The 25,430-nt window shown below is 68.0% G+C and carries 22 protein-coding genes and 1 riboswitch; of the genes, 17 read left to right on the top strand and 5 right to left on the bottom strand.

Annotation, left to right across the window (positions count from 1 at the left end; all coding sequences use genetic code 11):
- Positions 1 to 19: 19 nt before the first annotated feature.
- From AC5592_RS06435 to AC5592_RS06425, 3 genes are read left to right on the top strand one after another with little or no spacing between them, the layout of a single operon-like run.
- Complete coding sequence (locus AC5592_RS06435) at positions 20 to 265, top strand: acyl carrier protein (RefSeq protein WP_232329219.1); 246 nt, start codon at positions 20 to 22, stop codon at positions 263 to 265.
- Positions 262 to 5,493: a type I polyketide synthase gene (locus tag AC5592_RS06430; protein ID WP_063063656.1), complete on the top strand. Its 5,232-nt coding sequence runs from the start codon at positions 262 to 264 to the stop codon at positions 5,491 to 5,493. Before AC5592_RS06435 ends, AC5592_RS06430 begins: the two co-directional genes overlap by 4 nt.
- 1 nt (position 5,494) lies before the next feature.
- Complete coding sequence (locus tag AC5592_RS06425; RefSeq protein ID WP_063920251.1) at positions 5,495 to 7,249, top strand: fatty acyl-AMP ligase; 1,755 nt, start codon at positions 5,495 to 5,497, stop codon at positions 7,247 to 7,249.
- Here AC5592_RS06425 and AC5592_RS06420 read toward each other — a convergent pair.
- The 3 genes from AC5592_RS06420 to AC5592_RS06410 all read right to left on the bottom strand — a co-directional run bounded on the left by AC5592_RS06420 (position 7,226) and on the right by AC5592_RS06410 (position 9,055).
- Positions 7,226 to 7,612 (bottom strand): RNA-binding S4 domain-containing protein, encoded by a 387-nt coding sequence (locus tag AC5592_RS06420; RefSeq protein WP_036507237.1) that lies wholly within the window; start codon positions 7,610 to 7,612, stop codon positions 7,226 to 7,228. The two genes, AC5592_RS06425 and AC5592_RS06420, sit on opposite strands and share 24 nt — an antisense overlap.
- A 60-nt stretch (positions 7,613 to 7,672) precedes the next feature.
- Complete coding sequence (locus tag AC5592_RS06415) at positions 7,673 to 8,350, bottom strand: C40 family peptidase (RefSeq protein WP_063820449.1); 678 nt, start codon at positions 8,348 to 8,350, stop codon at positions 7,673 to 7,675.
- Between the two features lie 18 nt (positions 8,351 to 8,368).
- A riboswitch (cyclic di-AMP (ydaO/yuaA leader) is annotated at positions 8,369 to 8,533 on the bottom strand.
- A gap of 234 nt (positions 8,534 to 8,767) precedes the next feature.
- Complete coding sequence (locus tag AC5592_RS06410; protein WP_036507240.1) at positions 8,768 to 9,055, bottom strand: hypothetical protein; 288 nt, start codon at positions 9,053 to 9,055, stop codon at positions 8,768 to 8,770.
- A gap of 160 nt (positions 9,056 to 9,215) precedes the next feature.
- On the opposite strand from AC5592_RS06410, the gene AC5592_RS06405 reads away from it, so the two are divergent.
- Together AC5592_RS06405 and AC5592_RS06400 are read left to right on the top strand one after the other, a co-directional pair.
- The gene (locus AC5592_RS06405) at positions 9,216 to 10,400 is read left to right on the top strand and encodes an ATP-binding protein (RefSeq protein WP_036507243.1); all 1,185 of its coding nucleotides are present in this window, start codon (positions 9,216 to 9,218) and stop codon (positions 10,398 to 10,400) included.
- Between the two features lie 95 nt (positions 10,401 to 10,495).
- Positions 10,496 to 12,451: an acyl-CoA dehydrogenase family protein gene (locus AC5592_RS06400; RefSeq protein ID WP_036507246.1), complete on the top strand. Its 1,956-nt coding sequence runs from the start codon at positions 10,496 to 10,498 to the stop codon at positions 12,449 to 12,451.
- Between the two features lie 72 nt (positions 12,452 to 12,523).
- Here AC5592_RS06400 and AC5592_RS06395 read toward each other — a convergent pair whose 3' ends face one another.
- Positions 12,524 to 13,654, bottom strand: a complete 1,131-nt coding sequence (locus AC5592_RS06395) for an epoxide hydrolase family protein (RefSeq protein ID WP_063063655.1) — start codon at positions 13,652 to 13,654, stop codon at positions 12,524 to 12,526.
- Positions 13,655 to 13,903: 249 nt separating this feature from the next.
- Between AC5592_RS06395 and AC5592_RS06390 the strand changes: the two genes are divergently transcribed.
- The 5 genes from AC5592_RS06390 to AC5592_RS06370 all read left to right on the top strand — a co-directional run bounded on the left by AC5592_RS06390 (position 13,904) and on the right by AC5592_RS06370 (position 19,280).
- Entirely contained in the window at positions 13,904 to 14,920 is a 1,017-nt protein-coding gene (locus AC5592_RS06390; RefSeq protein WP_084506383.1) for an alpha/beta fold hydrolase, read from the top strand.
- Positions 14,921 to 15,098: 178 nt separating this feature from the next.
- Positions 15,099 to 15,389, top strand: a complete 291-nt coding sequence (locus tag AC5592_RS06385) for an Rv0250c family protein (RefSeq protein WP_036507253.1) — start codon at positions 15,099 to 15,101, stop codon at positions 15,387 to 15,389.
- A 307-nt stretch (positions 15,390 to 15,696) separates the two neighbouring features.
- Complete coding sequence (gene sdhC / locus AC5592_RS06380; RefSeq protein ID WP_036507256.1) at positions 15,697 to 16,527, top strand: succinate dehydrogenase subunit SdhC; 831 nt, start codon at positions 15,697 to 15,699, stop codon at positions 16,525 to 16,527.
- A 60-nt stretch (positions 16,528 to 16,587) separates the two neighbouring features.
- The gene (locus AC5592_RS06375) at positions 16,588 to 18,531 is read left to right on the top strand and encodes a fumarate reductase/succinate dehydrogenase flavoprotein subunit (RefSeq protein ID WP_063063654.1); all 1,944 of its coding nucleotides are present in this window, start codon (positions 16,588 to 16,590) and stop codon (positions 18,529 to 18,531) included.
- A gap of 2 nt (positions 18,532 to 18,533) precedes the next feature.
- Positions 18,534 to 19,280, top strand: a complete 747-nt coding sequence (locus AC5592_RS06370) for a succinate dehydrogenase/fumarate reductase iron-sulfur subunit (protein ID WP_036507260.1) — start codon at positions 18,534 to 18,536, stop codon at positions 19,278 to 19,280.
- Positions 19,281 to 19,381: 101 nt separating this feature from the next.
- On the opposite strand, the gene AC5592_RS06365 is transcribed toward AC5592_RS06370, so the two are convergent.
- A complete protein-coding gene (locus AC5592_RS06365) occupies positions 19,382 to 19,579 on the bottom strand; it encodes a hypothetical protein (RefSeq protein WP_036507263.1) in 198 nt (65 codons plus the stop codon).
- 467 nt (positions 19,580 to 20,046) lie between these two features.
- Between AC5592_RS06365 and AC5592_RS06360 the strand changes: the two genes are divergently transcribed.
- From AC5592_RS06360 to AC5592_RS06330, 7 genes are all read left to right on the top strand, one after another.
- Positions 20,047 to 20,250 (top strand): hypothetical protein, encoded by a 204-nt coding sequence (locus tag AC5592_RS06360; RefSeq protein ID WP_036507264.1) that lies wholly within the window; start codon positions 20,047 to 20,049, stop codon positions 20,248 to 20,250.
- Positions 20,247 to 20,498: a hypothetical protein gene (locus tag AC5592_RS06355; protein WP_063063653.1), complete on the top strand. Its 252-nt coding sequence runs from the start codon at positions 20,247 to 20,249 to the stop codon at positions 20,496 to 20,498. Before AC5592_RS06360 ends, AC5592_RS06355 begins: the two co-directional genes overlap by 4 nt.
- Positions 20,499 to 20,659: 161 nt before the next feature.
- Positions 20,660 to 21,523, top strand: a complete 864-nt coding sequence (locus tag AC5592_RS06350; protein WP_036507267.1) for a DUF4190 domain-containing protein — start codon at positions 20,660 to 20,662, stop codon at positions 21,521 to 21,523.
- Between the two features lie 136 nt (positions 21,524 to 21,659).
- Positions 21,660 to 22,412: a 3-oxoacyl-ACP reductase FabG gene (fabG, locus tag AC5592_RS06345; RefSeq protein ID WP_036507270.1), complete on the top strand. Its 753-nt coding sequence runs from the start codon at positions 21,660 to 21,662 to the stop codon at positions 22,410 to 22,412.
- Between the two features lie 44 nt (positions 22,413 to 22,456).
- A complete protein-coding gene (locus AC5592_RS06340; RefSeq protein ID WP_036507273.1) occupies positions 22,457 to 23,323 on the top strand; it encodes a carbohydrate ABC transporter permease in 867 nt (288 codons plus the stop codon).
- Positions 23,313 to 24,152, top strand: coding sequence for a carbohydrate ABC transporter permease (locus AC5592_RS06335; protein WP_063063652.1), 840 nt, complete (start codon positions 23,313 to 23,315; stop codon positions 24,150 to 24,152). Before AC5592_RS06340 ends, AC5592_RS06335 begins: the two co-directional genes overlap by 11 nt.
- Positions 24,149 to 25,429, top strand: a complete 1,281-nt coding sequence (locus tag AC5592_RS06330) for an ABC transporter substrate-binding protein (protein WP_036507277.1) — start codon at positions 24,149 to 24,151, stop codon at positions 25,427 to 25,429. The genes AC5592_RS06335 and AC5592_RS06330 overlap by 4 nt, the downstream gene beginning before the upstream one ends.
- Position 25,430 lies beyond the last annotated feature (1 nt).

Here is a 25,430-nt window from a genome sequence, read left to right as displayed (position 1 = left end):
ATACGGGGAGGAAGTGGCGGTGGGGCAGCGGGAGCGGATCGACACCATGGCGGACGCGGCAGTCGCGGCGATCGCGCACATGCTGGACGCCGATCCCGAATCCGTTTCGACCACACTGCCTTTCACCGATCTGGGATTTTCCTCCGCGCAGCTCGCCCGCCTCACCGGTGTGCTGGAAGACGCGCTGGGCGTGGAGATCTCGCTCACCGATCTCTACGACAACCCGGATATCGAGCGGCTCGTCGACCATCTCGAGGGCCGATGACACCCGCCACCCCACCGATATCGATCATCGGTATCGGATGCCGAGTGCCGGGAGCCTCCGGCGTGAACGACTTGTGGCGCTTGCTGATCGAGAGCCGCAGCGGCGTCGGCGACCCACCGCCGGATCGCGACGGCGCGGGCCGGGGCGGCTATCTGGATTCGATCGCGGAATTCGACAACGAGCGCTTCTCGATCTCCGATCGGGAAGCGGCACTGATGGATCCGCAACAGCGCCTGGCGCTGGAAGTCGCGGTCGAGGCGGTCGACGATGCCGGAATCGGCTATCGGCTGGGCGGATCGAACACCGCGGTTCTGTTCGGCGCCTGCGGTTTCGACCACGGAGCGGTCGTCCTCGGCAACGGCGGGCAGGACGCGCCCTACGCGGTGACGGGATCGGCGCTCAGCATCATCGCCAATCGGATCTCCTATGCGCTGGATCTGCACGGACCGAGTGTGGTGCTCGACAGCGCGTGTTCGTCCTCGCTCGCCGCGGTGGACCTCGCGCTGCGGCTGCTGGCCGACGAGGCGGTGCCGTACGCCATCGTCGGCGGCGTGAATCTCGCACTGTTGCCACATACTTCGCAGTATCTGGAACAGGGCGGCTTCCTGGCGCCGGACGGGCGGTGCAAACCGTTCGACGCGGCCGCCGACGGATACGTGCGCGGTGACGGTGCCACGGTGCTGGTGCTGCAGCGCACCGCCGACGCCCAGCGTGAGGGCAACCGCCGCTATGCCGAGATCGCTGGTGCCGCGGTGGGTTCGGACGGACGTTCGAACGGGCTGTATGCGCCGAACGGACGCGCGCAACAACAGGTGATCCGGACGGCGTGGGCACGCGCGGGCCTGGACGTGCGCTCCGCCGGGTATTTCGAATGTCACGGCACCGGAACACCGGTCGGCGATGCGGTGGAGATCGAGGCGCTGGCCGCCGTCCTCGACGCGCCGAGCGGTGCGGTGAAACCGTATGTCGGATCTATCAAATCGAATATCGGCCATCTCGAGGCGGCTGCCGGGGTGACCGGGCTGGCCAAGGTGGCGCTGTGCCTGCACCACGGAACCATCGTCCCCACCATCAATTTCCAGCGCGAGAATCCGCTGCTGCGGCTGGCCGAACGCGGCCTCCGGGTGCCGGGCGAAGTGGTCGGCTGGGCCACGGACTCCGGCGATCGGCGTTGCGCGGGAGTCAGCTCGTTCGGATTCGGCGGAACCAATGCGCATGTGGTCGTGCGGGAGGCGGAGCCTGGACCGGTCCGCGAGGTGCGGGCTCCGGTGCTCATCGGACTCACCGGTCGCGACGCGGACGAACTGCGCGAGACCGCGGGCCGGCTGGCGGCCACCGGCGAGCTGTCACCGTCCCGCTTGGCCGCAGCCGGACGCGCACTGCCCCAGCCGATTCGGGCCGCGATCGTCGCGGACGAGGCCGACGATGCCGCCGACGCACTGCGCGCGCTGGCGAGCGGTTCCCCCTCGCCTGCCCTGCTCGGAGTCGGTGGCCGCCGGCGCGGGCGCGTGCTGTTCCTGTTCTCCGGACAGGGCGGTCAGCATCCGCGAATGGGGCGCGAACTGGCGGCCCGGTATCCCGAATTCGTCCAGGCGGTGGCCGAAGCGGCGGACGCGGTGGCGGATTCGGGCGGGCCACGAGTGTGGACGGCTCGGCACGGCTTCGCCGACAGCCTCGGCGCCACCGAGACGGTGCAACCGGCGCTGTTCGTCTACCAGGTGGCGCTGGCCCGATTGCTCGCGACATGGGGAATCGAACCGGATGCGGTGGCGGGGCACAGCCTGGGGGAAATCGCGGCCGCCGTGGTCGCGGGAGCGTTGTCCCTCGACGATGCCGCACATCTGGTCACCGTGCGCTCGCGGGCGCTGGGCCGGCTGGCCGGGCAGGGCATGATGGCGATGCTCGAGGCGACACCGGACCAGGCGCGGCGGCTGGTCGAGCCACTGCGTGCGGAGGTCGCCGTCGCGGCGGTGAACGGCCCCCGGACGGTGGTGGTCTCCGGCACCACGCGGTACATGGAGACGCTGCTGCGGCGAGCGCGGCGGCGCCAGTACTACGTGCGGCCGGTACCGGTGGATTTCGCGGCGCACAGCCCGCAGGTTCGCGCGCTGGCCGGCGAATTCACCACCGCGCTCCGGGCGCCGCGGCCGCGCGCGCCCAGGGTGCCGGTGTTCTCGACGGCACGGCCGGGCCTGGTCATCGATTCCGCCGCGATGGACACCGAGTACTGGATCGACAACCTCTGCGGCACCGTCCATCTGGACGCTGCCGTCGAATCGGCCCTAAGCCGGGGATACACCTCGATCGTGGAGATATCGCCGCATCCGGTGCTGGCGCCGGCCGTACGGGACTATCCCGAACTGGCCGACTCCGTCTGCGCGGCCGCGCAGCGCGACGGCGAGGTCGCCGCCCTGCTCCGGACCGTCGGCGCGATGTATGTGCGGGGGCGTGACGTCGACTGGTCGATCCAGGGCCCGGCTGCCGGTCCGGTGATCGAACGGCGGTGGCGGCGAAAGGCTTTCCCACTGCTCACCCGCACCACGACCGACCCCGGGCGCGAGCGTCTCGACGATCACGTGGTGGACGGGGTGCCGACCGTGCCCGCCGCGTATTGGATTCGGCGCCTGCTGGATTCGGCACCCGGCCCGATTCGGCTGGCCGACTTCGCGGTGCACGAACGCACGGATATCGCCGATCTCGCGGCGGTCGGCTACCGCAGCGGTTCGGATCTGCGTGTACTGCTGGGGCCGGTGTCGCTCGCCTCTGCACGTGCCGACAGCGCCGCCGCGCCCGCCGACATCCTCGGCTGGATGCGCACGGTGGACCACCATCGAACCTCCGTTGCGGCAGCGGACGAACTCGATATCGACGAGTTCTACGCATCCCTGCGCCACCGCGGACTCGACTACGGTCCGCGCTTTCGCCCGCTGGCGGCCGTTCGTGCCGGAAGCCGGACCGCGGTCGGCGTCTTCGATTCGATTCCGCTGTCCACCGCCGCGCTCGACGGCTGTCTGCAGCTGATCGCCGCCGCCGGCCGGGAGGTACTGCCCGCGGACGGACTCACGGTGCCCGTGGCGATCGCGTCGGTGTGGCTTTCCGATGCGCAGCGCGTACTGCTGACCGAGGCGCACGCGTTCGTACGGGAGCACGAGCCGGGCGGCCTCCTGTGCGATGTCATCGCGCTGGACCAGGACGACGCCCCCGCACTCGCGTTCATCGGTGTGCGGATTGCCTTCTCGGGCAAGGGTTTCGTCTCGGAGCGAGCGCGGGGTTTCCGGTCCGGACACACCTCCCGCCCATCCGGAGACACCGAGTTCGGCGGCGACCGTTCCGGCGCCACCGCCGGCGACGGCCCCTACACGCAGCCGGAGAAAACTCGCACACCGGTTTCGGATGCGCCGCGCGAATCAGGCAGTGCCGGTGTCGATTTCGGCGGCATCGCGAGCGCGGGGATGCACGTGCCTCGCGGGCACACCGCCGTGCGGGGACGAGCCGAGTACGACGCCACGGTCGCCACGGCACCCGAGTGGGCGAACTCCGTACTGCGCGAGGAACAGTGGATCGCCTCGCCGTTCTCCGCCCGAGGTGCGGAGGCGGTGAATCCGGTGATCGAGCGGGTTGCGGTCGTCGGGGAATCGCGCCTCGCGAAGTCGATCGCCCGCGCCCTGGACCGGCATATCCCCGCCGAGCGGATCGCCCGCGAGCCCGGCGAGTCGACGGCCTTGTCGGCGGCAGCTGGACGATCGGCCCCCACGGCTGTCGTCCTGGTCTGGCCGGATACGGGCCCGAGCGATACGGGGGCCGACGCCGCACGCGGCGATTCGCTCGTCACCGGCCTCGGGCAAGCCTTGCGCGTCCTGCAGCAGGTGATCGCCGCGGAGACGACGGCGAGCCTCACCGTGGTGCTGCGTCATCCGGCATCCGCCGCACACAACGCCGTCGCCGCACTGGTACGGACCCTGCAGTTGGAATCCGGCCGACCGGTGCGCCTGATCTGGTCCGACGAATCAGGCGCCGATGCCGTAAGCGACCTCGTGCTCCGTTCGGGTGGGCCCGCGGAAGTGCGTGTCGAAGGTGCGCGAACGCTCGTGCGGCGGTTCCGACGGCTCGGAGGAACCGGTTCCGCGGTTCCGCTCTGCGCCGACGGGACCTACGTGGTCACCGGCGGGCTCGGCGCGCTGGGGGCCGCCGCGGTTCGGTGGCTGCTCGAACAGGGAGCGCGCGATGTCGTAGTCCTGACCCGGCGTCCCCGGCCGCTGCCGCCGCTACTCGACGGCGCCGAGGACCGGGTGGTGGTCGTGCGCTGTGATGCCGCCGATCGCGCGGACCTGGCCAACGCGCTCGACGACATCCGGGCATGCGGATCGACGATTCGCGGCCTGGTGCACGCCGCGGGCATGTTGCAGGACGCCGAATTCGACAGGGTGACAGGCGAATCGCTGGCATTGCACTTCGGACCCAAAGTGACCGCCGCCACCTCACTGATCGAACTGACAGCGGACGACCCGGTCGACTTCACCGTCCTGTTCTCCTCCGCGACCGGGCTTTTCGGCGCCCCCGGACAGGCCGCGTACGCCGCGGCGAATGCGGCTCTGGACGCGCTGGCGCTCGGCGCCACCGGCCGATCGGTGACCAGCATCGCCTGGGGCAGCTGGGACGCCGGACTCGCCCGCTCGGCCGGGGGCGCCACACATCTGCGAACGGCCGGCATCACGCCCTTCGATGTCGCCCGCGGCATGTCCGTGCTCTCCGCGGTCCTCGGCCGACCGCAACCGGTGGTGCTCGCGCTGGATTACACGCCCACCGACGACTCCGGTCCGATCGCAGCCCGGCTGCGCGAGGCGCTGATTCCTGCTGCGCCGCACCATGATTCTTCGTCGCGGCCGGACCGGCATCCCTCCGCGCCTCGGCGACCACCGCAGAGGACCGGCTCACTGCCGGTCGGTCCGGCACGCGAAGCAGCACCGGCCGATACCGTGACGAACGCGGAGGAGGTTCGGCGCATCGTTCGCGCCACAGTCGCCGGCGCCCTCTCGCGCCCGGTCGAATCCGTCGATTCCGATGCCGACTTCGCGACGCTGAACCTCTCCTCGCTTCTGGCGATCGATCTACGACGCCGTTTGGAGGCCGGGCTGGGAATTCGTATCGCAACGGCCGAGCTGTTCGACAACCCCTCCGTCACAGCCTTGTCGGCGGCACTGGCAGCGCGGTTGCCGCGACAGGAGTGATATGACCGACCGATTGGCGGCGGCCGTCGCGGCGCGGGCTGCGGAAGCACCGGACGATCCGGCCTTCACCGCCCTCTCTCATCCCGGCGGCCGACCGGTGGCGGTCACCGTGACGACCTCGGAACTGCACCGCGCGGCGGGCGCACTGGCAGCCGCCATCCGCGAACGGTCGGTGCCCGGTGATCGCGTCGCCATTCAGTGCGAACACGGCCTGGACTATGTCGTCGCCTTCCTCGGCTGTCTCTACAGCGCACGCACCGCCGTGCCGCTGTTCCCGGACACGTTGCGCCACAATGCCGGCCGGTTGCGAACGATCCTCGGCGATGCCGAGCCGAGGCTGTGTCTCGTCTCGCCCGGTTCGGCGCAGCCGGTGCCCGGCGCCCGAGGTCCCGATGCCGATCGCCTGCCGCACCGCGAACTCCTCACGGTCGATGCGCACGCTCGCACCGACGATGTCCGAGTGGATACGGTCGGCGCGCATCCCGCCTACCTCCAGTACACCTCCGGGTCCACCACTTCGCCTGCGGGAGTGTGTGTTTCCCATGTGAACCTCGCTGCGGCACTGGATCAGCTGCATGGCGCCCTGGCACCGGCCGACGATGGCCCGATGGTGAACTGGCTCCCGTTCTTCCACGATATGGGCCTGGTGTTCGCCCTGGCGCTGCCGCTGTATCTCGGCGTCCATGCGATCACGCTGCCACCGGCCGACTTCGCCAAACGGCCGATCCGATGGCTGCGCGCGTGCAGCGACTATCGCGCGACCGCGACCGCGAGCCCGAATTTCGGTCTGTCCCTGGCGGTTTCGGGTACCAGCGCGGAGGAACGCGACGGTCTCGATCTGTCGCCGCTGGATCTGCTGCTCAACGGGGCCGAACCGATCCGCGCCACCGCCCTGGGCGCCTTCACCCGTACCTTCGCACCGCACGGGTTTCGCCACCGGGCCCACACCGCGGGATACGGCTTGGCGGAGGCGACCCTTCCGGTCACCATCTCGCGCCCGGAGGCGGAACCGGTCTGCGTCGAATTCGACCGCGCCGCCCTCGGCTCGGGCCGGGCGATCGTCGCGTCCGCGCGCCATGCGCTCGGCGGCCGGGCGGATGGTATCGCCCTGGTCGACTGTGGCCGTCCCGCCGGGCAAACCGTGCTCATCGTCGACCCGATCACTCTCACCCCCCGCGACGACGGTTTTGTCGGCGAGATCTGGGTGCGGGGCCCGAATGTCGGTGCGGGATATGCGGGACTGCGCGAGCGGACCGCCGCCACCTTCGGCGCGGTGCTGCCCGGCGAGCCCGGAACATGGCTGCGCACCGGCGATCTCGGTGTCGTCCACAACGGGGGTCTCTACATCGCGGGACGCTTGCGCGACACCATCGTCATCGACGGCCGCAACCACTTCCCCGCCGATATCGAAGCCACCGCCGCCGACGCGGCGCCCGAACTGCGGCCCGGGCATATCGCGGCGTTCGGTGTCGATACCGGCGAACGTGAGGACCTGGTGATCATCGCGGAAATGACGAGCCCACAGCCCGCCGCGGACGATCTCGGCCGGCGGGTCCGGGCCGCGGTGGCGACGGTGCACGGCATCTCGCCGGCGGAGGTGCTGTTACTGCCGCGCGGCGCGATTCCGAAGACCTCGAGCGGAAAGCTGCGCCGGGGCGAGTGCCGCGAACTCTATCGGGCAGGGAAGTTCGGCGGCGGCACCGGCATCGAAGCGGAGCCCCGCCCCGCGACCTCAGGTCGAATCGCGGCCGAGTAGCCGATCGGTCTCGCGGCGTTCGCGCTTGGTGGGCCGTCCGGCACCGCGGTCGCGCTTGGGCATCGCGGCGACGATTTCGGGTGCGGGCGGGGGAGGGCTCTTGTCGATATAGCACTGCGTGGCGATCGAAGCGCCGACGCGTTTGACGACCAGCCGGACCACGACGACGATACGTTCGGCTCCGGCATTACGGACCCGCACCTCATCACCGGACTTGATCTGATGAGCGGGTTTGACGGCGGTGCCGTTGACACGTACGTGACCGCCGCGGCACGCGGTGGCCGCAGCGGATCGAGTTTTGAACAGCCGGACAGCCCAGATCCAGGAGTCGACCCGAGCTGTAGCTGGTTGTGCCCGTTCCAGTTTCGCTCCTCACAGTAGGCCCGGCGGGTCACCGCCGGGCCATGCTGTCGAGCGAAACGACTAGGCGACGCGGCGTGCGGTGACGACCGAATCAGGATCCAGATGCGCGTAGCTGACGGTCTCACCCGACTGCGGCGCCTGGAGAATCTTGCCATCCCCGGCGTACATGGCCACATGGCCGCCGCCGTTCTGGATGACCAGGTCGCCCGGCTTCAGGTCCTGGAAAGCGACCGGCTTGCCGACATGCGACTGTTCGAAGCTGGTACGCGGCAGCTGAATTCCGGCCTGCTTGTACGCCCACTGCACCAGACCGGAGCAGTCGAAGTTCGCCGGACCGGAGGCGCCCCACACGTAGTCGGCGCCGATCTTGCTGCGCGCAGCGTCGAGGGCGACGTCGCCGACGCCGTGCTGCTGCTGCGGCTGGCCGAACATGCTACCCATCGGGTTCTGCGCGGCGTTGGGGATGCTGGGCGCGATCGCCTGCGAGCTCAGCGCCTGCTGAACTCCCTTGATCTGATCCGCGTGATCGGCGAGCACCTGGTTCGCCTGGCTGACCTGCTGGTCGAAATCCGAACCCAGCGGAACGTCGAAGTTGCCGACGCCGGGAACGTTGATCGTGGCCGCCATGGCCGGAATCGCCGGTATCGCACCGGTTGTTGCCGCTACTGCGCCGCAGACCAGCGCACCCTTGACGGAATTCGGCAGCCGAGATTCCCGTTGCAGACTGTGTTTACCCACCGAGCTGAGTCTCCTGTTTCTTCCTTGCCCACGCGCCGACCGGGTTAGCTGACGGGTTCGGACCGGGAAGATTCGGCCCTACCCCATCGACCTTGCGACCGAAGAGGATTCACCCCAGTAACCTGGGTCCCCGGTTCAGCGATCGAGCTGCCCACTCGACTGCTGATTAGGCGGTGACTCAACGGGCCGCCCCTCTAATGAAGCGACATACTCCGCGAAGTCACGAAGAGATTACGACGGCTCGGTGTTGTTGTCCACCCCACACGACGGCGTGTCTGCCCGCGTGTCGCCAAATCGCCAGGACCACCCCCGATTACAGCCCGGCGAATCGATCTGCTATGGAGATCACGACACGGTATCCACGGCCTTGCGCTCGTTATCGAAACGAGTCGCCCGGGCGTTACACCGGCGGCCGGTTCACTCGCCCTCGCCGCGCGGCCGGACCGCGCGCTCCAGTTCCGCGATGCGACCACGCGCGTCCGCCAGTTCGGTTTCCAGCCGGCCCAGGGCGATCACGAGGGGACCGACCGCGAGATCGGCCACCAGTTGCGGATCGTCGTACCCCTGCGCGATCGCGTGCAGGATGTTGTCGCGAATCTGCCGCGCCACGCTCGCTCCGGCGGGCACGTCCCAGGATCCGACGACCTCGGCCACCGTGGGGTTCGGCCGATCGCCGGACTGCTGATCTTCCGAATCGGTGGACATGACCCTCCTGCGGACATTTCGGACCTCGATCGGCCCCCAGCGTAGAGCGCACGGCGCCCGGTCACCCCGCGCGGCGGCTGCCATTCGATTGGATAGCGCAATCTAGGACATCCCGTATATATCCCGAGATTTCGGTGCGAACGCGCTACGGTGTCGGGGCATGGACCCCGTGCGGAATCCGTATGCCCCGGGCGCCGGCCAGCGCCCGCCCGAACTCGCCGGGCGCGACAAACAGCTCGACGCGTTCGACATCGTGCTCGAACGCATCTCGCGCGGACGTCCCGAACGCAGTGTGATGCTCACCGGCCTGCGCGGCGTGGGAAAAACGGTGCTGCTCAATCAACTTCGGTCCACGGCCCGCTCGCGCGGGTGGGGAACCGGCAAACTGGAGGCCCGCCCGGATCAGGAATTGCGACGGCCGCTGGCCTCGGCGCTGCATATGGCGGTGCGCCAGATCGCGGTCGCCCATCGCAATCCCGAGATGGTCGACGATTTCCTGGGCATCCTCAAGGCCTTCGCCCTGCGCGCGACCGCCGACAAGGGGATGCGCGAACGCTGGCAACCCGGAATCGACGTCCCGGCCGTCACGGGACGCGCGGACTCCGGTGACATCGAGATCGATCTGGTGGAGTTGCTCCTCGAGGCGGCTCAGCTGGCCCGCGATATCGGCGTCGGCATCGCCGTGTTCATCGACGAGATGCAGGATCTGGGACCGGCCGACATCTCCGCCATCTGCGGCGCCTGCCATGAATTGAGCCAGGAGACAGCGCCGCTGATCGTGGTGGGCGCCGGCCTGCCACATCTGCCGGCCGTGCTCTCGGCCTCCAAGAGCTATTCCGAGCGACTTTTCGGCTACCACCGCATCGACCGGCTCGATCGCGATTCCGCGGATCGCGCGCTGATCGCGCCCGCCGAGCGCGAGGCGGTGGAGTTCACCGAGGAGGCGCTGAAAGCCTTGTACGACAAGGCAGATGGCTACCCCTATTTCGTCCAGGCCTACGGTAAGGCCACCTGGGATGTGGCCGCCCGCAGCCCGATCGGCGCCGAGGATGTGGAACTGGCGGCCCCGGCGGCCGAAGAGGAACTGGCGGTCGGCTTCTTCGGCTCCCGCTACGAGCGGGCAACTCCCGCCGAGCGCGAGTACATGCGGGCGATGGCCGATCTGGCCGGCGACGACGGGCCGGTACCGACCGCGGCGGTCGCCAGGGAACTGGGTCGCAAACCCGCGTCCCTGTCTCCGGCCCGGGACGGGCTCATCAAGAAGGGGCTGATCTATTCGGCCGAGCGGGGCACCATCGGCTTCACGGTGCCACATTTCGGGCGGTATCTGCGCGGCGTCCAGTAATTCTTCGTCTTCCGATTTCGCCGTAGGCCTACCAGCGAGTAACTAACTCTCCTACACTCGAATGTGATCCTGGTCACGTTTCGAGGGAGGATCCCATGGCGACAGCCGCGAAAGTTCACGCCACCGAAGAGCAGGCCCGCGCACTGGTCGAGGAATCGCGCGAAAGCACCTGGGCCAAACCGTCGTTCGCCAAGCAGATGTTCCTCGGCCGGTTCCGGCTCGACCTGATCCATCCATATCCGCAACCGGCTCCCGACGACGCCGCGCGGACCGAGGCCTATCTGGAACGCCTGCGGGCCTTCTGCGAGACGCTGGACGGGTCGGTCATCGAGGCCGAATCGAAGATCCCCGACGACTACGTCCGGGGCCTGGCCGAACTCGGCTGCTTCGGGCTCAAGATCCCGCCGGAATACGGTGGGCAGGGCCTGTCGCAGGTCGGCTACAACCGGGCGCTGATGATGGTCGGCTCGGTGCACGCGAGTTTGGGCGTACTGCTGTCGGCACATCAGTCGATCGGCGTACCGGAACCGCTGAAGCTGGCCGGCACCGAGGAACAGAAGCGCGAATTCCTGCCCCGGTGCGCGCGGGGCGCGGTCAGCGCCTTCCTGCTGACCGAACCGGACGTCGGATCGGACCCGGCCCGGATGGCGAGTACCGCGACCCCGACCGCCGACGGCGAGGCCTACGAACTCGACGGCGTGAAGTTGTGGACGACCAACGGTGTGGTCGCCGAACTGCTGGTGGTGATGGCGCGGGTGCCGAAGAGCCCCGGCCATCGCGGCGGGATATCCGCCTTCGTGGTGGAGGCCGACACCCCCGGCATCACCGTCGAGCGCCGCAACGCCTTCATGGGTTTGCACGGGATCGAGAACGGCGTCACCCGCATGCACAAGGTCCGGGTGCCGGCGCGCAATCTGATCGGACGCGAGGGCGACGGCCTGAAGATCGCGCTGACCACGCTCAACGCGGGACGGCTGGCCATCCCCGCCCTGTGCACCGCGGCGGCGAAGTGGTCGCTGAAGATCAGCCGCGGCTGGTCGGCGGCGCGCGTGCAGTGGGGCCGCCCGGTCGGTGAACACGCGGCGGTCGCGTCGAAGATATCCTTCGTCGCCGCAACCGCTTTCGCGCTGGAGGCGGTCCTCGAACTGTCCGGGACGATGTGCGACGAGGCGCGCAACGACATCCGCATCGAAGCCGCACTGGCCAAACTGTGGGCCTCCGAGATGAGCTGTCGCATCGCCGACGAACTGGTCCAGATCCGCGGCGGCCGCGGCTACGAGACCGCCGCCTCCCTGCGCCATCGGGGCGAGCGCGCGGTACCGGCCGAACAACTGGTGCGCGATCTGCGGATCAATCGGATCTTCGAAGGTTCCAGCGAGATCATGCGGCTGCTGATCGCCCGGGAGATGGCCGATGCGCATATGGCCGCCGCGGGTGCGCTCGTGGATCGCCATGCGGCACTGAAGGACAAGGCAACCGCCGCGGTCGGGGCGAGCGGCTTCTACGCGAAATGGTTCCCGCAGTTGGCGGTCGGCCGTGGCACGCTCCCCGCCGGCTACACCGAATTCGGGCCGCTGGCAACGCATCTGCGCTTCGTCGAGCGGATGTCGCGCAAGCAGGCGCGCGAACTGATGTACGCGATGGCGCGCTGGCAGGCGAAACTCGAATACCGGCAGGGGTTCCTGGGCCGCCTCGTCGATATCGGCGCGGAACTGTTCGCCATGTCGGCGGCGTGCGTCCGGGCCCAGGCCATGCGCGCCGAGGACAGCCGGGACGCGGCCGCGGCGACGGAACTGGCCGACACCTTCTGCCGCCAGTCCCGATTGCGGGTCGAGGCCGCCTTCGACGCGCTGTGGGACAACACCGACGACGCCGACACCGCGCTGACCCGGCAGGTGCTCGAGGGCCGCTACGAATGGCTGGAGTCGGGCGTGCTCGATCCGAGCGAGGGCACCGGTCCGTGGATCGCGGAGTGGGAATTCGGCCCGTCCACCGAGCACAATCTGCTCACCCCGTTCCTGCCGTCCACGCGCACGGCGGCCGACGTGTAGCGATCCATCGGGAAATCTAGGGCTGTCTAGTTTCAATGATCGAGAGCCTCAGATTTCCCGATGGCACGTCACTCAGGCGAGATCGCCGAAGAATCTGCGCAGGTCGGCCGCATATGCCCCCGGCTGATCCATCGCGATGAAATGGTGTCCCGCCGGATTACCCTCCGGCCAGTGCACGATCTTCGCGGTGCGTTCGGCGAGCCGGCGGATGCCCGGTGCGCCGCTGTACACCCCGGTCGGGACCTGCGCCGAACCGGTCGGCCAGGCGAAGCCGGTGCTGTCGTAGTACGACCACGCCGACGTCCCGAAGCTCTGGGTGAACCAGTAGATGCCGACGGTGGTCAGCAGCGCGTCGCGGTCGATCGCCGCATCGAGCGCGCCGGCGGCGCTGAAGTCGGTGTACTTCTGCACCATCCAGGCCAGGGCGGCGGCGGGTGAATCGTTCCACCCGATCGAGAAGGTCTGCGGCGCCGCACGCAGCAGCCCGTGATGATCCACGCCGTTGACCCAGTCCGCCGACATCATCGCCTCGTAGCCGGCTCGTTCGGCATCGGTCAGGACCGGCACATCGGCCTCGGTGGGGAAGCCGAGACCGGCGGTGATGTAGAGCCCCGCCACCCGGTCGGGCGCCGCCTCGGCCATCGCGGTGCCCACGTAGGTGCCCAGGTCGCCGCCCTGTACGCCGTACCTCTCGTAGCCGAGCCGGGCCATCAGTTCCACCCACATCCGGCCGACACGGTCTGTGCTCCAGCCGGTTTCGGCAGGCGCGGCCGAGAATCCGTATCCCGGCACCGACGGTACGACCACATGGAAGGCCCGCGCGGGATCGCCGCCGTGCGCCCGGGGGTCGACGAGAAGGTCGATGAGGCCGGCGAATTCGGCGAAGGTGTTGGGCCAGCCGTGGTTGAGAACCAGCGGCAGCGCCTCCGGCTCGGGCGAGCGCACGTGCAGAAAGTGCACATCGACACCGTCGATCTCGGTGCGGTACTGCGGGAAGCGATTGAGCCGGGCTTCCTGTGCCCGCCAGCCGTATTCGGTGCGCCAGTAGTCGGCCAGTTCGCGGAGCCGAGTCACCGGCACACCCCGGCTGCCCTCCGCGCCGGGCAGTTGCGGCGCCCAGCGCGTCCGCTCGAGCCGATCGTGCAGATCGTCGATATCGGACTGCGGAATGTCGATGCGGAAGCCGCGGATCTCTGCGCTCATGCACACCACGCTAGGGGCGATATAGGTCAGTTTCGGTCCTAGTGCCGGGAGCCGGAGTCGAGTTCTTTCTAGGGCTTTCTATGAATCTTAGTAGAGATGGAAATATTCTGACGATTCCCCTCGCGCCGGATCGTCGGCGAACGACCGGCAGCAGTTGTACAACTTCTGCATAACACCAGGTTATGACCGTTAACGCGACGGCAATCAAATCCGACATCCGGGCAGGTACGGACTCTGCAGGAGGACGTCATGTCCACGACGATCGCCACCCGCGTCACCGTCTGCGCCGACGACGGCACCCCTTTGGCCGCCTGGACCTTCGGTCCGCCCACGGCCTCGGTGACCGTGGTCTTCGTCCACGGTCACTGCCTGCGGACCGAATCCTGGTGGTTCCTGCGAGATCAGCTTTTGCGGCACTGGGGCTCCGGCACCCGGATGGTGTTCTACGACCACCGCGGTCACGGCGATTCCGCCGGCGCCGATCCGATGACCTACACCATCGACCAGCTGGGCCACGATCTCGACGCGGTCCTGCGGGCGGTCGCGCCGACGGGCCCGGTCGTGCTGGTCGGCCATTCCATGGGCGCGATGGTGGTGCTGGCATACGCTCGCCTGTTCCCGGCCACGATCGGCACCCGGGTGGTCGGCGTCGGGCTGATCGCCGGGGCGGCCGCCGGCATCACCGCGGTGGGACTGGGCCGATTGCTGAACCGGCACACCGTGACCTCCCTGCGGGTCGTGGTCCAGCGGGCGCCGCGGGCGCTGCAGGTGTCGAAGCGGTTGGGGCGCCGCGTTTTCGAGCCGATGGTGCGAGAGGCGAGTTTCGGCTCGCGGCGGGTGAATCCGCGCATGGCCGCACTCGCCACCGCGATGCTCAACGACACCCCGCTGCCGACCATGGCCTACTTCCTGGATTCACTCATCCACTTCGACGAGACGCCCACCCTGCGCCTGCTGTCGGATCTCCCGGCCCTGGTTCTCGGCGGATCGGCCGACATCATGATTCCGTTCGCGCATTCGGTGGTCCTTGCCGCGCAACTCGGCGGCGCCGAACTGGTCCGGCTCGACGGCGCCGGACACAGCGTCATCCTGGAGCGCGCCGAGGAGGTGGCGGTGGCCGTCGCGGCACTCGTGGACCGCGCGACCGGAACACCGGCCGTCACCCACGGAGGTCGTGGAGCCGAGACCGCCGCGCTTCCGGTTCTCGCCACGCTCGTCGGGATGGAGTCCCCGTCGGTCGCGGCGCCCCTGCCGACCGCCGGATGAGGTTCGCGCACCGCGCGGGGCGCGCAGGTGGCGAGATCTTTTTCCATCTGCGACGAGCCAGAACGCGAATGATCACGTAATGTGTTGTAGATCACGATGTGCGGTCCGTCACAGGTTTGATCTTGCCCGCGGGCGGGATCCGATCCGGTGATCGGCCCGGAAGCACCAGGAGGTTTCGATGACACGCAGTGAGATCGCAGAACTGCGCTTCGCGGTCGGACAGCTCCGGCAATGCGTCGGCGCGTTGCGCACCCACTACGGAGATGCCAACTCGGTCCGCCGACTGGAGAACGATCTCGAACGACTCGCCATCGACGCCGAGGAATTCGAGCACACCCCGCCGCCCGAGGTGGACAGCCGCCGGCAGCAGGAGGTCATCTACGTGCCGGACAGCAAGTCCGACGAGGCGGCGTGGATGGGCGCACAGGACGAGGGTCTCGGCTTCCATTCGAGGCCGCGCACCAAGTAACCCGGCGTTCACCAGCAGCACGGGTCGTCGCGGCGGCCGTCCATTCCGCCGTGACGGCGCTGCGGCCCGCCGGTTCCCAACCCCGCCGTATTCGCGAAGAAGGTCCGAAGTAGCTCGTCATTCACTCGTTGCACCGCCGCCGTCGAACGCTCAGAAAATGTGGCGCAAATCATAGGACGGAGCGGCGATAGATCTTGTCTGGACCGGCCTCGAGTCATAGCCCGGTTGTCGTATGGTGCTCAGCATCACATTCGACGCCGGAGGTAACGATGACGTTCCACGGGGTAGACCAGCGAGGCAGCTTGCAGTGAGCGCAGCACCGACACGCGCCCCCGAGGCGGGCACGGGAGTTTTCAGCAAAGGCCGCGCGGCCATTTCCACGCGCACTCTGCGTACCGACCGATGGTGGGTCCCCCCACTGCTCACGGTGCTCGGACTGGCCGCATTCATCATCTACGCAACCGTGAGAGCCTTTGTGCGAACGGCATATTGGGTCTCCGACTACCACTATCTGACGCCGTTCTACTCACCCTGCGTGAGTACCTCGTGCGTCGAGGGTTCGAGCCACTTCGGGCACTGGGTCGGCAACCTGCCGATGTGGATTCCGCTCGGTTTCCTGGTGCTGCCGTTCCTACTGCTGTTCCGGTTGACCTGTTACTACTACCGCAAGGCCTACTACCGCGCGGTGTGGTTCTCGCCGCCGGCCTGCGCGGTCGCCGAACCGCACGGCAAATACACCGGTGAGACGCGGCTTCCGCTGATCATCCAGAACGTGCACCGCTACTTCTTCTATATCGCGGTCGTCGTGTCGGTGGTCAACACCTACGACGCGGTCATGGCGTTCCACGGCAAGGACGGCGGTTTCGGCTTCGGCCTGGGCAACATCGTCCTGGTGGTGAATGTCGTTCTGCTGTGGGCATATACGATCTCGTGCCACTCCTGCCGGCATATCACCGGCGGCCGTCTCAAACACTTCTCCGCCCATCCGGTGCGCTACTGGATGTGGACGCAGGTGTCGAAGTTGAACACGCGGCACATGCAGCTGGCATGGACCACGCTGGCCACCCTGGCGATCACCGACTTCTACATCATGCTGGTCGCCAGCGGGACCATCTCCGATCCGCGTTTCATCGGTTGATTCCGGCGACAGACAACGCCATAGAGCCCCATTCCTCAGTGTCCCAGGAGTATTCGTTTCATGCCTGAAGTCGAACGGCACAAGTACGACGTCGTCGTGATCGGTGCCGGTGGCGCCGGCCTGCGTGCGGTGATCGAAGCGCGCGAACACGGCCTCTCGGTGGCGGTGGTGTGTAAATCGTTGTTCGGCAAGGCCCATACGGTCATGGCCGAAGGCGGATGCGCCGCCTCGATGGGCAATGCCAACGAGAAGGACAACTGGCAGACGCATTTCCGCGACACCATGCGCGGCGGAAAATTCCTCAACAACTGGCGCATGGCCGAACTGCACGCCCAGGAAGCACCCGACCGGGTGTGGGAGCTGGAGACCTACGGGGCGCTGTTCGACCGGACGCCCGACGGGCGGATCAGCCAGCGCAACTTCGGCGGGCACACCTACCCCCGCCTCGCCCATGTCGGCGACCGCACCGGGCTCGAGATCATCCGCACGATGCAGCAGAAGATCGTCTCGCTGCAGCAGGAGGATTACGCCGCGACCGGCGACTACGAGGCCCGGATCAAGGTGTTCGCCGAATGCACGATCACCGATCTGCTCAAGGATGGCACGGGCGCCATCTCCGGTGCGTTCGGGTACTGGCGGGAGTCGGGACGGTTCATCCTGTTCGAGACCCCGGCGGTCGTGCTGGCCACCGGCGGGGTGGGCAAGTCCTACAAGGTCACCTCGAACTCGTGGGAGTACACCGGCGACGGTCACGCCCTCGCGCTGCGGGCCGGTGCCTCGCTGATCAATATGGAATTCCTGCAGTTCCATCCGACCGGTATGGTCTGGCCACCGAGTGTGAAGGGCATTCTGGTCACCGAGGGTGTGCGCGGTGACGGTGGCGTGCTCAAGAACACCGAGGGCAAGCGCTTCATGTTCGAGTACATCCCGGCGGTGTTCAAGGGCCAGTACGCCGAGACCGAGGACGAGGCCGACCAGTGGTTGCACGACAACGACTCCGCGCGCCGCACCCCGGACCTGCTGCCGCGCGACGAGGTGGCCCGCGCGATCAACGAAGAGGTCAAGGCCGGGCGCGGCACCGAGCACGGCGGGGTGTACCTCGACATCGCGTCCCGGCTGCCGGCCGCCGAGATCATGCGGCGGCTGCCGTCGATGCATCACCAGTTCAAGGAGCTGGCCGATGTCGACATCACCAAGGAGCCGATGGAGGTCGGGCCGACCTGTCACTACGTGATGGGCGGCATCGAGGTCGATCCCGACACCGGCGCGGCCACCGTTCCCGGATTGTTCGCCGCCGGTGAATGTTCCGGCGGTATGCACGGATCCAACCGCCTCGGCGGCAACTCGCTGTCGGACCTGCTGGTCTTCGGGCGACGCGCCGGGCTGGGCGCGGCCGCCTACGTCGAACAGCTGGCTCAGCGCCCGGCCGTAGCCGACGCCGATATCGACGCGGCCGCGAAATCCGCACTGGCACCCTTCGATCCGCCGGCCACGGGGACCGGGGAAAATCCGTACACCCTGCACACGGATCTGCAGCAGACGATGAACGACCTGGTCGGCATCATCCGCAAGGAGCACGAACTCGAACAGGCCATCGGGCGCCTGGCCGAGTTGCGTGAGCGCTACGACAGTGTGACCGTCGAGGGCCACCGGCAATTCAACCCCGGCTGGCATCTCGCACTCGACCTGCGAAACATGTTGCTGGTCAGCGAATGTGTCGCGCAGGCGGCGCTGCTGCGCACCGAGAGCCGCGGCGGTCACACCCGCGACGACCATCCGCAGATGGATGCGCAGTGGCGCAATCGGCTGCTGGTGTGCCGGATCGATCCGGACGGTGTCGGCCAGACCGTGCCGCCGGTGACGGTCACCTCGGAGGATCAGACGCCGATGCGGCCGGATCTGCTCGCCCTGTTCGAGTTGAGCGAGCTGGAGAAGTATTACACCCCGGCGGAGACCGCCGCTCATCCCGCGGCCGCCGAATCATCCGCGAAAGGGGATGAGTAGCAATGGGTTACGATGCCCACTTCCGCGTGTGGCGCGGTGACGACGACAAGGGCGAACTGCAGGACTACACCGTGGAGGTCAACGAGGGCGAGGTCGTCCTCGACATCATTCACCGGTTGCAGGCCACCCAGGCTCCGGATCTGGCGGTGCGCTGGAACTGCAAGGCCGGTAAGTGCGGTTCCTGTTCGGCGGAGGTGAACGGCCGCCCGCGCCTGCTGTGTATGACCCGAATGTCGACCTTCACCGCCGACGAGGTGGTGACGGTGACGCCGATGCGCACCTTCCCGGTGATCCGCGACCTCGTCACCGATGTCTCGTTCAACTACCAGAAGGCCAGGGAGATACCGTCTTTCACGCCGCCGGCCGATCTGAAGCCCGGCGACTACCGGATGCAGCAGCGCGATGTGGAACGTTCGCAGGAGTTCCGCAAGTGCATCGAATGTTTCCTGTGCCAGAACACCTGTCACGTCGTGCGCGACCACGAGGACAACAAGAACGCCTTCGCGGGGCCGCGGTATCTGATGCGAGTGGCCGAGTTGGAGATGCATCCACTCGATGTGGCCGACCGGCGCGAGATGGCGCAGGAGGAGTTCGGGCTCGGCTACTGCAACATCACCAAGTGCTGCACCGAGGTGTGCCCGGAACACATCAAGATCACCGACAATGCCCTCATTCCGATGAAGGAAAGGGTGGTGGATCGCAAATACGACCCCATCGTCTGGTTGGGTAACAAATTGTTCCGGCGATAATTCGACGGCGGAATCGGCGACGATATTCATCGCAGATTCCGCCGTTGATTTCGTCCGTTTCGAATAAGGGAAATCAGGTAGCCGGTCGGTTCGCCGACCGGCTACAGCATTGTCACGACCCCGATCGCGACCACCGCGACCAGTGCTCCTACCAGCAGCGACGAGAGCATGGCCCCGGTCAGTACGTAAACCCCGACGGCCGATACCACGAACAACATTCCGACGATCAGATGTTCGACCCAATCACCCGGAAGCAGTTTGCGGTACCGAGGTGGGGTATTTCTCAGCCCGCGATCCATGTAGTTTTGATTACCCGATCACGTCCGGGGTAAACATACGTTCGTTGCGAAACGGGTGCGGTTTCGTGATCTGCGGGCAAATATTCGGGGCGCGGATTCGGGGGCGCGGCGCTGGGGCATGCCCGACGTGTTCGCAGGTAGCGAGGCTCGAGCGGATGCGAAAAGTCCTTTTCTCCCAAGCTGTTTCAGTGCTGACGATTCGCTGGGAATCGGACGGGATCGGCGATTCCGCCCCGCGCAGCGCCGATCTGATGGATGCTGGGAGTGTGCTCGCAGCGGGCCCCCGGAGTCGGTTCGCCGGGCACAGTCGGGTATCGCATGCAGGAACGAGGAGTCATGGCTGTTCATGTCATCGGGTCGTCGTTGATGACCAGCGAACTTTCGTCCGCTTCGACCGGCCGCGCCGCGACCGGACCACAGGATCCACCAGCTCCACCGCGCCGCCGGTTCGCGGCGGGGGTGTCCGAATGCAACTGACGAATCTGCACATGCCGGTCGCCGGGCTGCTGCGCTGCGGCGCCGATCCGGGCATCATGACCGTCGAACAAGCCCATGCCGCAATGCAATTGCACCTCGACTGCACCGTCGATACGTGCGTGGTCAGGCGGCGGGCGCGGGCGGTGCTGGTCGAACAGGGCCGCTGCGTCCTCGACGATCGGGCCATTCCGTGACCGCGTTCGCCGGGGGAGGCGCCCGGCATGCCGCCCACCGACACGCACGGCACCGGGTCGGTGGCGGATACCGCACGACCGGCCGGCTACCGGAGACCCGGCCGCTACCCGTCGGCGGCGCCCGCCGCCCACGCCATGCGCGGCGCAGCGGACCGGATCTGTACGACCGCATCGTTCTCGCGATTGCTGGTTGGCTGCTGGCGATCCGGATCGCCTTCGTCGGAGAGCATGTGATCGACGAGGTCTAGTGGCGCGCGCCGGACGCTCGGGGATGACGTCCGGCGCCTCCGGGCGCGCCGTCGCCCGGCCCTGGAGAAACGGGGGTTGCGGGTCGCGCCGATCCACCTATTCTTCTCGGTAACGGGCGGGGTCCGCGTGTCCAGGTTCCTGCACGACCGAGAGGAACCACATGGCCCGCAACCAGTACGCGGACGAACGCTGGCCCGAGGTCCCCGAGGAGGAGTACTGGGCCGACGAGCCGGTCCCCGCGGACGACCGCTGGGATCCGCCACCGCCGCGACGGGCCGCCAATCCCCGAGTCGCCGAACCGTCCGACGATCGGTGGGAAACCACACCGAACCGGCGCCGGCCGACGGCCGAAGCCGAGGACGATCGCTGGGACAGCGCACCCAATCGCCGCCGCACCGGACGGCTGCGGGTCGAGGTGCCGCCGATCGTCAATCCGTACGCGATCGTGGCGCTGGTGGCCGCGCTGCTCGGATTGTTCCCGGTGGCAATAGTATTCGGCCTGATCGCCTTCAGCCATCCGCGCGGGCGGGTGATGGCGATGTCGGCCCTGTTGCTCGGCCTGGCCGAGGTGTTGGTTCTGGCTGCGGCGCTGGTACTTTCGGGCGTCACCCTGCCGCACACCACGCTGGGCACGGTTCCCGCCGCACTCAGCACCGACACCGTCACCTCGAATACCGCGACCTCCCGCACCGTCGCACCGTCGACGGTGATGACACCTCCGCCCACCCCACCGGCCACCACCACGGCCGCTCCCGCCGGGCCCGTCTCGGCGGCCAAGGGAGAGGTGTGCACGCAGGCCCAGGCCGGATTGATCGGGTCCGCGAGCGACGGCGCCACCCTGCTGTGCCTGCACGGCAGCAGCGGCTATCGCTGGACCGGGCCGTACTCGGTGTCGACCGCGGTGTACGAGGGCGGCGCGAAATGCGATCCCGGTCTGGACAAGACGGCCCGCACCCCGGACGGGCACGCACTCGTCTGCGAAGGACAGGGACGCAGCAGTATCTGGTCGCTGTGGGTGGAATAGCGGCTGCCGCCGCTGTGGGTGGAATAGCGGCTGCCGCCGCTGTGGGTGGAATAGCGGCTGCCGCCGCGGGGGGTGGAATAGCGGCGCGTACCGTTCTCTCACAGCGAATGTTCCGAGAGGTACAGGAGGACCGCCAATGGCTGAACGCGTTGCCGTCGTCACCGGCGCGGCACGAGGCATCGGGGCCGCGATCGCGACCCGGCTGGCTCAGGACGGACTGAAGGTGGGCGTACTCGACCTGGACGCGGCGCACTGCGCCGATACGGTCCAGGCGATCACCGACGCCGGCGGCCGGGCCGTCGCGCTGGGCGCCGACGTCTCGAACGAGGATTCGGTCGCCGCCGCGGTGACGAAGCTGGCCGACGAGCTCGGACCGCCGACCGTCCTGGTCAACAATGCCGGCATCCTGCGTGACAATCTGCTGTTCAAGATGAGCGTCGACGACTGGGACGCCGTGATGAACGTGCACCTGCGCGGCGCTTTCCTCATGAGCCGCGCGGTGCAGAAGTACATGGTCGACGCCAAGTGGGGTCGCATCGTGAACATGTCGAGCAGTTCGGCGCAGGGCAACCGCGGCCAGGTCAACTACTCCGCGGCCAAGGCCGGCCTGCAGGGCTTCACCAAGACCCTCGCGCTGGAACTCGGCAAATTCGGCGTCACGGCCAATGCCATCGCGCCCGGCTTCATCGTCACCGATATGACCGCCGCGACCGCCGAGCGGGTGGGCGTGCCGTTCGAGGACTTCCAGAAGGCGGCCGCCGCCCAGATCCCGGTGCAGCGGGTGGGCCGGCCCGAGGATATCGCGCATACCGCGTCGTTCCTGGTCAGCGAGGGCGCCGGCTTCGTCTCCGGACAGGTCGTCTACGTCGCCGGCGGTCCGCTGGACTGAGCGAGCCCGACGCCGGTATCGGGTGCCCGGTAGCGTCACCTGCTGTGAACCGACGAGCGGTTCGTCGTGCCGTGACGAGTTGGGTGCTGCTGGCGCCGAGCCTGTTCGGGATCGGGGTCTTCCTGATCCTGCCGATCGTGCTGGTCGGCTGGCTCAGCCTGCACAGCTGGAATCTGCTCGGGCCCATGGAATTCGTGGGCCTGCGCAATTGGCGCTCGGTGCTGTCCGATGGCGCATTCGGCCGTTCGCTGCTGGTGACGGGTGCGCTCACCCTGCTCGTGGTGCCGCTGCAGACCGTCCTCGGATTCGCGGTGGCCGCGCTGCTGGTGCGCCGGCGTGCCGGTGGTGTGTTCCGGGTGCTGTTCGCACTGCCCTGGATGTGCGCGCCGGTGGCGGTCGGCGTGATCTGGCGCTGGTTGTTCGCACCCACCGACGGTGCGCTCAACGCCCTGCTGGGCCGGCGGATCGAATGGCTGGCCGATCCGGCGCTGGCCCTGCCTTCGGTTGCGGCGGTGAGCATCTGGTCGAACGTGGGCTATGTGGCCCTGTTCTTCGTCGCGGGGCTGCGGGCGATCCCGCCGGAGATCCACGAGGCGGGGGCGCTGGACGGGGCCACCGGCTGGCGGCGGATTCGCTGGCTGACACTGCCGCTGCTGCGCCCCACCCTGTTCTTCGTCCTGGTCACCGGGACCATCACCGCGTTCCAGACCTTCGACACGGTCTACGCGCTGACCAAGGGCGGGCCGGCCGATCGCACGAATGTGGTGGCGATGCAGATCTTCTCGGAAGCGTTCGACGCGGCGCGGCCCGGCCGGGCGGCGGTCATGGCGATCGTGGTGTGCGTGATCATGCTGGCGATCACCGTGCTCCAGCACCGCTACTTCCGCACCAGGACCAGCTATGAATTCTGATGTCCGGCACCGGTCTTCGGCAGCTGTGCGATCGGTCGCCGCATACCTGCTGCTGCTCGCGGGCGCGCTGTGTACGGTGGCGCCGCTGGTGCTGGGCACGTTCACGGCCGTGAAGACACCGGGGCAGTTCGCCACGGAATCCCCGCTCGCACTCCCGGATCCGACGACCTGGGACAACTTCCGCGCCGCGTTCGAGCACGGGTTCGGCCGCGCGGTGCTGGTGACGGCGTTGATGACCGCGTTCATCACCGCCGGGCAGCTGATCACCTCGATCGCCGCCGCATACGCGTTCGGGTGCACCGAGTTTCGCGGCCGCAATCTGCTGTTCTGGATCTATCTCGCGACCATGATGGTGCCGCCGATCGTCACGTTGATTCCGCTGTATCTGATGTTCGCGCACCTGGGATGGCTGAACACCTTCTGGGCGCTGGTGCTGCCGTTCGTCTTCGGCTCGCCGTACGCGATTTTCCTGCTGCGCCAATACTTCCGGGGCATACCGCGCGAGTTGATCGGGGCGGCGCGGCTGGACGGCGCGAACACCCTCGATGTGATCGTGCACGTCGTGGTGCCGATGAGCCGTCCGATTCTGGCGACACTCGCGGTGATCACCGTGGTGACCCAGTGGAACAGCTTCCTGTGGCCGCTGGTCGCCGGCTCGGGCCGCTGGCAGGTGCTCACGGTGGCGACCGCGGATCTGCAGACCCGCTACAACGAGCAGTGGACGCTGGTGATGGCGGCGACGACGCTGGCGATCGTGCCGCTGCTGGTGCTGTTCGTGGTGTTCCAGCGGCAGGTGCTGCGTTCCATCGCATGGACGGGCCTGAAATGAGAGCCGTGAAGACCTCGACGCTGAACGTGTTCGCCGTCGTGCTCGGCGTGGTCCTGCTGGTGACCGCGGCGCTGTGGCTCGGCCACGACGACGAGGGCGGCGCGGGTCGCACGGTGATCCGGCTGCGGATCTGGGATGCGAGTTTCGTACCGGCCTATCGCGCCGCACTCGACGAATTCCAGCGAGCCGAACCGGATGTCGAGGTCCGGATCACGGTGGTGCCGTGGGCGTCCTATCAGCAGAAATTGCGCCTCGACGTGGCGGGCGGCACGGTGGACGACCTGTTCTGGACGAATCTGTACACCGATTACGCCGATGCCGGGCGGCTGGCCGATATCGGCGCGATGCTTGGACCCGAGGCGGTGCGGCAGTGGGATCCGGGCGCGGTGGAGCAGTACACCCGCCACGGAAAGCTCTGGGCGGTACCGCAATTCGTGGACGGCGGTACGGCGGTCTACTACAACCGCGACCTGCTGACCGCGGCCGGAATCGACCCCGCGGAGCTCGCCCGCGCGACCTGGAATCCGCACGGACCGGATTCCTTCGAGCCGCTGCTGCGCCGGATCACCGCTGCCGCGCCGTGGGCTTACAACGCCGCCAACGATTTCCAGTCGCTGTCGCTGCCGTATCTGGGATCGGCGGGCGGGCGATTCCAGGACGGGGATCGGTACGTCTTCGACAGTCCACAGGGTGTGGATGCCTTCGGGTATCTCGTCGGACTGGTTCGGGCAGGGCTCACCCCGCCGGCGGCCGATACCCGCAGCGGCAGTGATTTCGCGAAGAACGCCTTCCTGCAGGGCAAGCTGGCGTTGTTCCAATCCGGGAGTTTCACGCTCGCGCAGATCGCGCAGCAGGCGCGCTTCGGCTGGGGGATCGCGATGATTCCGGCCGGGCCCGCGGGGCGGGTGAGCACCGACAATGCGATCGGCATCGCCGCGGGCGCCCACACCGCCCATCCCGATGCGGTGCGGCGCGTGCTGACCTGGCTCGGCAGCGCCGCCGGCAACCGCTATCTGGCGGCCGGTGGGCAGACCATTCCGGCGGTGGTGGCGGATCAGCATCTGTACCGGGACTATTGGGCGGCGCGAGGGATCGACGTGTCCCCGTTCTTCGATGTGCTGAAGGGGCCGCGGATCGCGTCGGGCGGCGGGCCGGGATTCGCGGCCGCGCTGCAGGCGATCGACCCGATCTTCGACGAGATGTTCCTCGGCCGCGTCCCGGTGCCCGAGGCATTGCGTCGCGCCCAGGCCGCCGCGCAGGCGACGGCGCAGCGCTGAT

This window comes from Nocardia violaceofusca NBRC 14427, from assembly GCF_963869435.1.
GTDB classification, from domain to species: domain Bacteria; phylum Actinomycetota; class Actinomycetes; order Mycobacteriales; family Mycobacteriaceae; genus Nocardia; species Nocardia aobensis.
The sequence above is the reverse complement of the archived record's forward strand: the minus strand, read 5'-3'. Positions and strand labels throughout refer to the sequence as shown.

Bases quoted from the DNA above. Each gene is read 5' to 3' on its own strand.
- AC5592_RS06430 (WP_063063656.1), top strand. From the start codon at position 262: ATGACACCCGCCACCCCACCGATATCGATCATCGGTATCGGATGCCGA.
- AC5592_RS06425 (WP_063920251.1), top strand. From the start codon at position 5,495: ATGACCGACCGATTGGCGGCGGCCGTCGCGGCGCGGGCTGCGGAAGCA.
- AC5592_RS06410 (WP_036507240.1), bottom strand. From the start codon at position 9,055: ATGTCCACCGATTCGGAAGATCAGCAGTCCGGCGATCGGCCGAACCCC.
- AC5592_RS06405 (WP_036507243.1), top strand. From the start codon at position 9,216: ATGGACCCCGTGCGGAATCCGTATGCCCCGGGCGCCGGCCAGCGCCCG.
- AC5592_RS06400 (WP_036507246.1), top strand. From the start codon at position 10,496: ATGGCGACAGCCGCGAAAGTTCACGCCACCGAAGAGCAGGCCCGCGCA.
- AC5592_RS06395 (WP_063063655.1), bottom strand. From the start codon at position 13,654: ATGAGCGCAGAGATCCGCGGCTTCCGCATCGACATTCCGCAGTCCGAT.
- AC5592_RS06390 (WP_084506383.1), top strand. From the start codon at position 13,904: ATGTCCACGACGATCGCCACCCGCGTCACCGTCTGCGCCGACGACGGC.
- AC5592_RS06385 (WP_036507253.1), top strand. From the start codon at position 15,099: ATGACACGCAGTGAGATCGCAGAACTGCGCTTCGCGGTCGGACAGCTC.
- AC5592_RS06375 (WP_063063654.1), top strand. From the start codon at position 16,588: ATGCCTGAAGTCGAACGGCACAAGTACGACGTCGTCGTGATCGGTGCC.
- AC5592_RS06370 (WP_036507260.1), top strand. From the start codon at position 18,534: ATGGGTTACGATGCCCACTTCCGCGTGTGGCGCGGTGACGACGACAAG.
- AC5592_RS06365 (WP_036507263.1), bottom strand. From the start codon at position 19,579: ATGGATCGCGGGCTGAGAAATACCCCACCTCGGTACCGCAAACTGCTT.
- AC5592_RS06360 (WP_036507264.1), top strand. From the start codon at position 20,047: ATGCAACTGACGAATCTGCACATGCCGGTCGCCGGGCTGCTGCGCTGC.
- AC5592_RS06350 (WP_036507267.1), top strand. From the start codon at position 20,660: ATGGCCCGCAACCAGTACGCGGACGAACGCTGGCCCGAGGTCCCCGAG.
- fabG (WP_036507270.1), top strand. From the start codon at position 21,660: ATGGCTGAACGCGTTGCCGTCGTCACCGGCGCGGCACGAGGCATCGGG.
- AC5592_RS06335 (WP_063063652.1), top strand. From the start codon at position 23,313: ATGAATTCTGATGTCCGGCACCGGTCTTCGGCAGCTGTGCGATCGGTC.
- AC5592_RS06330 (WP_036507277.1), top strand. From the start codon at position 24,149: ATGAGAGCCGTGAAGACCTCGACGCTGAACGTGTTCGCCGTCGTGCTC.